This is a genomic window from Flavobacterium sp. CG_9.1 (assembly GCF_015751645.1).
In the GTDB taxonomy this organism is placed as follows: domain Bacteria; phylum Bacteroidota; class Bacteroidia; order Flavobacteriales; family Flavobacteriaceae; genus Flavobacterium; species Flavobacterium xanthum.
Genome location: NZ_JADOVC010000057.1, coordinates 1 through 5838, shown reverse-complemented (window position 1 = coordinate 5838; position 5838 = coordinate 1). Strand labels below are relative to the sequence as shown.

At 34.1% G+C, this 5838-nt stretch carries 5 protein-coding genes and 1 other RNA gene; 3 read left to right on the top strand and 3 right to left on the bottom strand.

Translation table 11 applies throughout. The features are described from left to right. Positions 1 to 407 precede the first annotated feature (407 nt). Complete coding sequence (locus tag IWX83_RS16800) at positions 408 to 785, top strand: DoxX family membrane protein (protein ID WP_073352937.1); 378 nt, start codon at positions 408 to 410, stop codon at positions 783 to 785. Positions 786 to 1032: 247 nt separating this feature from the next. Here IWX83_RS16800 and IWX83_RS16795 read toward each other — a convergent pair whose 3' ends face one another. After that, complete coding sequence (locus IWX83_RS16795) at positions 1033 to 2031, bottom strand: LLM class flavin-dependent oxidoreductase (RefSeq protein ID WP_196831317.1); 999 nt, start codon at positions 2029 to 2031, stop codon at positions 1033 to 1035. A gap of 171 nt (positions 2032 to 2202) precedes the next feature. Further along, complete coding sequence (locus tag IWX83_RS16790; protein WP_196831316.1) at positions 2203 to 3405, bottom strand: NAD(P)-dependent oxidoreductase; 1203 nt, start codon at positions 3403 to 3405, stop codon at positions 2203 to 2205. Between the two features lie 249 nt (positions 3406 to 3654). On the opposite strand from IWX83_RS16790, the gene IWX83_RS16785 reads away from it, so the two are divergent. After that, positions 3655 to 4854, top strand: coding sequence for a serine hydrolase (locus tag IWX83_RS16785; protein WP_196831315.1), 1200 nt, complete (start codon positions 3655 to 3657; stop codon positions 4852 to 4854). A 110-nt stretch (positions 4855 to 4964) separates the two neighbouring features. Beyond that, positions 4965 to 5361, top strand: a transfer-messenger RNA (tmRNA) gene (gene ssrA, locus IWX83_RS16780). Here ssrA and IWX83_RS16775 read toward each other — a convergent pair. Continuing rightward, positions 5316 to 5741, bottom strand: coding sequence for a hypothetical protein (locus tag IWX83_RS16775; RefSeq protein ID WP_196831314.1), 426 nt, complete (start codon positions 5739 to 5741; stop codon positions 5316 to 5318). The genes ssrA and IWX83_RS16775 overlap by 46 nt on opposite strands. Positions 5742 to 5838 lie beyond the last annotated feature (97 nt).

Here is a 5838-nt window from a genome sequence, read left to right as displayed (position 1 = left end):
AACATAAATTCATTTTTGTCCATGTCTAAATTGTTTAGAACAAAACTACTACCTTAGGTTAATCTAAAAAATATGGGGTTCGTCGGGCGGATACGTTTTTTCAGGCTTTTAATTAATCTTTTTAAAGTGTCAGAAAAAATCAGACCTTCAGACCTTCAGTAACAAAAAAGCAATTGATTTTTTACACTAATAGAATTTTACTTCAATCCACAATTTACGGATAAAAAAACAACTTGTAGGATTGTATCAGACTATAATTCACGAATAGGAACCAGCAGCTCAACAGTGGTTTAACACTACTAATTTTGCAACTTTAAATGGGCACGGATGGGAAATTGCAAATAGGATAAAAATTGCAAACCCATTATGATAATTCTCTTATATGTAACCAATAAAAACCATATAGTATGAAAATTGCAATCCTTATTATTCGATCTTTATTAGGAATCTTATTCCTTTATACCTCCGTTAGTTTTTTTCTGCACCTTGCACCTGAAGCCGAAACTACTGGTAATTTTAAAGCTTTTAATGTTGGTTTAATGGCATCTACTTATTTAATTCCTTTGGCTAAATCTTTAGAGTTCCTATGCGGACTCTCTTTTATAACCGGTCGCTATGTAACCCTCGCGAACCTTATCATTTTGCCAGTCACATTAAATATCTTGCTGATTAATTTTTTTTTAACTCCAGAAAATCTACCAGTCGCCTTATTTGTGTTTTTTGGTAATATCTTTTTAATAATTAGTCATTGGTCAAATTACAAAGGTTTATTTGTAGCAAAATAATTTGGCATTAAAAGTGAAATTTACATTCAAGTCAAAGCCTTGCTTTGTTGGAATGTCTATTTTCAGGGGTACATATTTTAACGTTTTAAACAATTTCAAATTAGCAATAACCACATGTTTAAAACGCACTAGTTAGTGCTACATTTAGAATTGAATTAAATGAAGTAGAGCATTTTGCCTGTCATAGCTAACAAAAAAATAGTAATAATGGGACTCCATTTTAAAAGCTAGAATCTTTATCTTGGATTTATAGGTTATCGATAACCTCTTTCATTAATTGTATGCTTTTCAATTTATCATCGTGATTGAAAATGGGAGTGGTAATCATCAATTCATCAATTTGCGTGTAGTCTATAAACTGTCTTAATTCGATTTCTACTTTCTTTTTGCTTCCAATAAAGGAACAAGATGTCATTTGGTTCACATGAAAGTGTTCTTCTTCCGTCATAATTCCATCCAAAGAATCTACTGGCGGCTGCAATGGTTTTCTATCATTCCGAATCAAGTTCAGAAACATTTGGGTCAAGCTAGTGGATAACCTTTGAGCTTCTTCATCTGTGTCAGCTACAATTGCATTGGCGCAGGCCATCATTTTGGGTTTGTCTAAATATTTTGAAGCTTGAAAATTTTCACGATAAAATTGAAACGCTTGCACCATTTGTTTGGGGGCAAAATGTCCAGCAAAAGCGTATGGCAATCCATTGGCTGCAGCCAAAGCGGCACTATCCATACTAGAACCTAAAATCCAAATAGGGACATCAGTTCCTTCTGCAGGAAAGGCTCTAACCTGTGCATTCGCATTATCATTTGAGAAAAAATCCTGAAGAGCAGCAACATTTTGAGGAAAGCGCTGTGACTGTTCGAAAAAATCTTTGCGAATGGCTTGCGCGGTTAATCCATCGGTTCCTGGCGCTCTTCCTAAACCTAAATCAATACGATTTGGATACAAAATCTCCAGTGTGCCAAACTGTTCAGCAACAATTAATGGAGCGTGGTTAGGCAACATGATTCCGCCAGAACCTACTCTAATATTCTGAGTTTTACTGGCAATATAACCTATGAGTACAACCGTAGCGGTACTGGCTACATGAGCCATATTATGATGTTCAGCCAACCAAAATCTATTGTATCCTAGACTGTCAGCAAGTTGCGCTAGTGCTGTTGTTTTTTGAAAAGTATCCTTTGCATCGCTATCTTGAGTAATTATGGCTAATTCTAATATGGAAATTGGAATGTTTTTTTTCATTATTAATTTCAAATTTTAACAAAAATAATCATTTCCTATCGAGCCTAAAATTCTCTGGTGTTAATAGATTTATAATGTTTGAAAAACGAAAAATAGTTTACTCCTTTGGAACCATAAAAAAAACCTGCAACTTTGAAGGGCAGGTTTTATAATTTATTTTAAAAAAGATACTTATTTCCCATCTACATAATCTTGCAAATAACTAAATCTTGGAGTCAATTTACCATTCTCAGTAATTTTAGCTCTTTTCAGAATCCCGTCTTTATCGTCGTTAAAAAATGCTGGAATTACGTGTTCTAAGAACATTTCACCAAATCCTTCACTAGCATCTTTTGGCAGTTCGCATGGTAAATTATCTACGGCCATGACAACAATTGCTGCAGGATGAAAAACATCTGATTCTTGATGTTCGTTAGGTAAATAGCCATACAAAGGTTCTGCAATCGAAGAGGATCGTAGCGTGCAAGCGATAGGACCATTCACATCACAAGAGACATCGGCAACCAATTTAATCTTGCAATCATTCGCTTTCAGCATTTCTTGGGTAAGAATTACTGGAGCATCATTACCATAAAAATGTCCTGTGATATAGATGTCAGACACTTTAGTGAATTTTTCAAAATCAGACATGTAATCCTTTGGATTTTGATAAAAATCAGTAAAGTCTAAAACCTGTCCGTCCTTGCGCTTGTTGTATTCCAATACATCAATTTGGGTGTAAACTGGTTGCGAATAATTTTTTGTCAAATAATTTTCAATGGATACTTCCTTTATTTTTATCGCATCTAAAACTTCTTTAGCTCCATTACCAACTTTACCCGTTCCAGTAATCACAAATTTTAAAGGCGGTAATACTAATCTTTTCAAATGAGCAATCAGGGCCTCTTTATCTGAAAGAGTTTCTGCTTTTGGTAATTTAAACAATTCAAATTTTATTCCAAAAGCCCGAATACTATTGTAAGCGCCCACAATTCCAGCGTATCTTCCAAAACCAATTAATCTGCGGTTTTCTCCATCTACAATAGTTTCATAGTCGTACAAATCAATGTTATTGGCTAATATTGCTTGCAACAATTTTCTATTGTAGGGTTGTCTTTTGATGGTATGGGAAAAGAAAAAATATGTTTTATTAGGAATTAAATTTTCTACCGGTACTTCTTTCACTCCAAACAGTACATCACAATCACTGATATCAGCGGTAACTTCAATTCCAAGATTTTCATATTCAGAATCGGTGAAAATCCTAATATCAGAACGTTCTACCATTACGGAAACATTTTGATATTGCTGTTTTAACTTTGTTAATGCATTTGGTGAGAAAACAACTCTCCTGTCAGGCGGATTTTTTCGTTCTTTTAAAATTCCAAATTTCATATCTCTTGTGCGCTTTAAAATTTATTTAATATAACTTTATCGTGTTTATTTGTTACAAATATAACAATTTAAACGAAATTGAATTTTTTTTTCAGTAAAATCTATAATTCGCAATCCCACTATCCATTGACGCACATAATAATACAGTAATTGTAATCAAAAGCATCTGGTAAAATAGTGTTAAGGTTTAAAAAAACAGGGAATCAAAACACATTGATTCTATATATTTGCCCTTCTAGCACTACTGAAATGAATTTTATAAAAAAAACAAATATACTACATATATTCCTGCTCCTTGTGATATTAAGCTCTTGCGCCAAAGAGAAAAAGAAAGTGGAATTAAATGATGCGCAACTCCCAAAGAGTACATTGCCTAAAATGAAGCCTTTATCTAAACCGGAGCCCAAGCTCACTGCCGCGTATATCAATTCAAAAAAGCAGGAGATTGACTCTTTTTACAAAAAAAATTGGCCAAATAATAGTGCAAATGGCAGTTTTCTGGTAGCAAAAAACGGTCAGATTATTTATGAAAAATACGAAGGGTACGCTAATTTTAGAGATAAGATAGAAATTACTAAGACCACACCACTGCATCTTGCATCAGTTAGTAAAGTCATTACAGCTACTGCTATTTTGAAATTAGTCAATGCCAAAAGAATCGAACTAGATCAAAAGGTCAACACCATTCTCAAGGAATTTCCTTATCCAGATGTTACCATAAAAACATTACTCAATCACAGAAGCGGCATGCGCAATTATGCCTATTTTACAGATCGTGATAAAACGGTTTGGGACAGGCACAATATACTGACCAATCAGGATATCCTTACGATTATGGCAACCAAAGATATTGGTCTGGAGTTCAAAACTGACACCCGTTTTAGTTACTGCAATACTAATTATGCCATGTTAGCCTTAATAGTAGAAAAAATCACAAAACTTCCGTTCAAAGAGGCCATGAAACAAATCATTTTTGATCCCTTAGGAATGAAAAACACGTATGTTTTTGATTATGATAAGGATAAAGATTCTGCTGTCACGTCCTATAAAGGAAATAAAGTAGAGATAGGAAAAGACTATCTAGATGCTGTTTATGGCGATAAGAATATCTATAGCACACCTAGAGATTTATTAAAATTTGATAGAGCTAGAAACAGTGCTACTTTTTTAACACCAGCATTGCAAGCTATGGTATATAAAGGATACAGCAACGAACGCAAAGGAACCAAAAATTATGGTCTTGGAATCCGAATGGTGAATTGGGAAACGGGACAAAATTTTTATTTTCATAATGGTTGGTGGCATGGAAACACCTCATCCTATATTACTTTGCGAAAAGAAGGCGTCACTATAATCGCTTTATCTAATAAATTTACACGCAAAACGTATGACGTTCGGAAATTAGCCGTCTTATTTGGAGATTATCCTTTCAAATTACGAGACGAATAAAAAAGGTATGATTTTTGACACTGTCTTTAAAGTTTAGCGATACAAATTCAACTTTAAAAGTGTATATTTGCAAACTCAAAATTCAAGTTTAAATTTTGAAATTAAATAATGGGGTCGACTGGTTTTGACAGCAAGTCGAATTGATAAGTAAGCACGTCGAGCATTGAGACCTTGCTCGTAAATATAAGATCTTACCATTTTACACGGCGAAAATAACTACGCTTTAGCTGCATAATCCGAATTATAGTACGATTAAGCCACGTTCCTATCAGATAGGAAAGCTGGATTCTCCTTGAAAGCCTTGGTTTGTGGCGTTCAGTTTAGGAGAACCGTAAAAATAAACCTAGATTTCCATGAGCTTCGGGTGGATTTCAAAATTAAGAAGATAAGTAGCGTGTGGCTGTTTCTGGCCTAGCACACTATCGAAAACTCAATCAGGAAATAAACGCGTAGAAAGCTTTTTAGTTGCTTGTTTGGACCCGAGTTCGATTCTCGGCGACTCCACTGGGAGGGATGATTGAAAAATCATCCCTTTTTTTATTGTAAACAAGCAGCCCTTTTTCCTTCATCATCAAGTGATTACGTGACATTATATCAATCATGGTGGGTGTTCGATAGACACCTTGCTGATAGTATAGGTTGCTGTCGAACACCAGTTTGACAAGTTCCCTTTTTTGAATAATATTTGCGTGATTGTATATCGACTTTAGATCTCCAAGCAAATCTAAATTTTTGTATAAAATTTTAAATGCTTGTGTTTCAACTTTACTAAGACGCTCAATTGCATCCCTACAAGATTGAATAGTATTGCTGTATGTAGAATACCATCTGTCATATGTGTCTTTGGAAATCTCATTCTTTATCCATTTCTCTTCAACAGAAAACATTTTTCGAGGTGTTCACTTATTTACTTATTATAATATTTTGATATAAAACCTTTTGAGTATTCATCATTCTGTTTATAAGTAGGTCAAATATTTTTTC

Coding starts and splice junctions, on each gene's coding strand:
- IWX83_RS16800 (WP_073352937.1), top strand. CDS start 408: ATGAAAATTGCAATCCTTATTATTCGATCTTTATTAGGAATCTTATTC.
- IWX83_RS16795 (WP_196831317.1), bottom strand. CDS start 2,031: ATGAAAAAAAACATTCCAATTTCCATATTAGAATTAGCCATAATTACT.
- IWX83_RS16790 (WP_196831316.1), bottom strand. CDS start 3,405: ATGAAATTTGGAATTTTAAAAGAACGAAAAAATCCGCCTGACAGGAGA.
- IWX83_RS16785 (WP_196831315.1), top strand. CDS start 3,655: ATGAATTTTATAAAAAAAACAAATATACTACATATATTCCTGCTCCTT.
- IWX83_RS16775 (WP_196831314.1), bottom strand. CDS start 5,741: ATGTTTTCTGTTGAAGAGAAATGGATAAAGAATGAGATTTCCAAAGAC.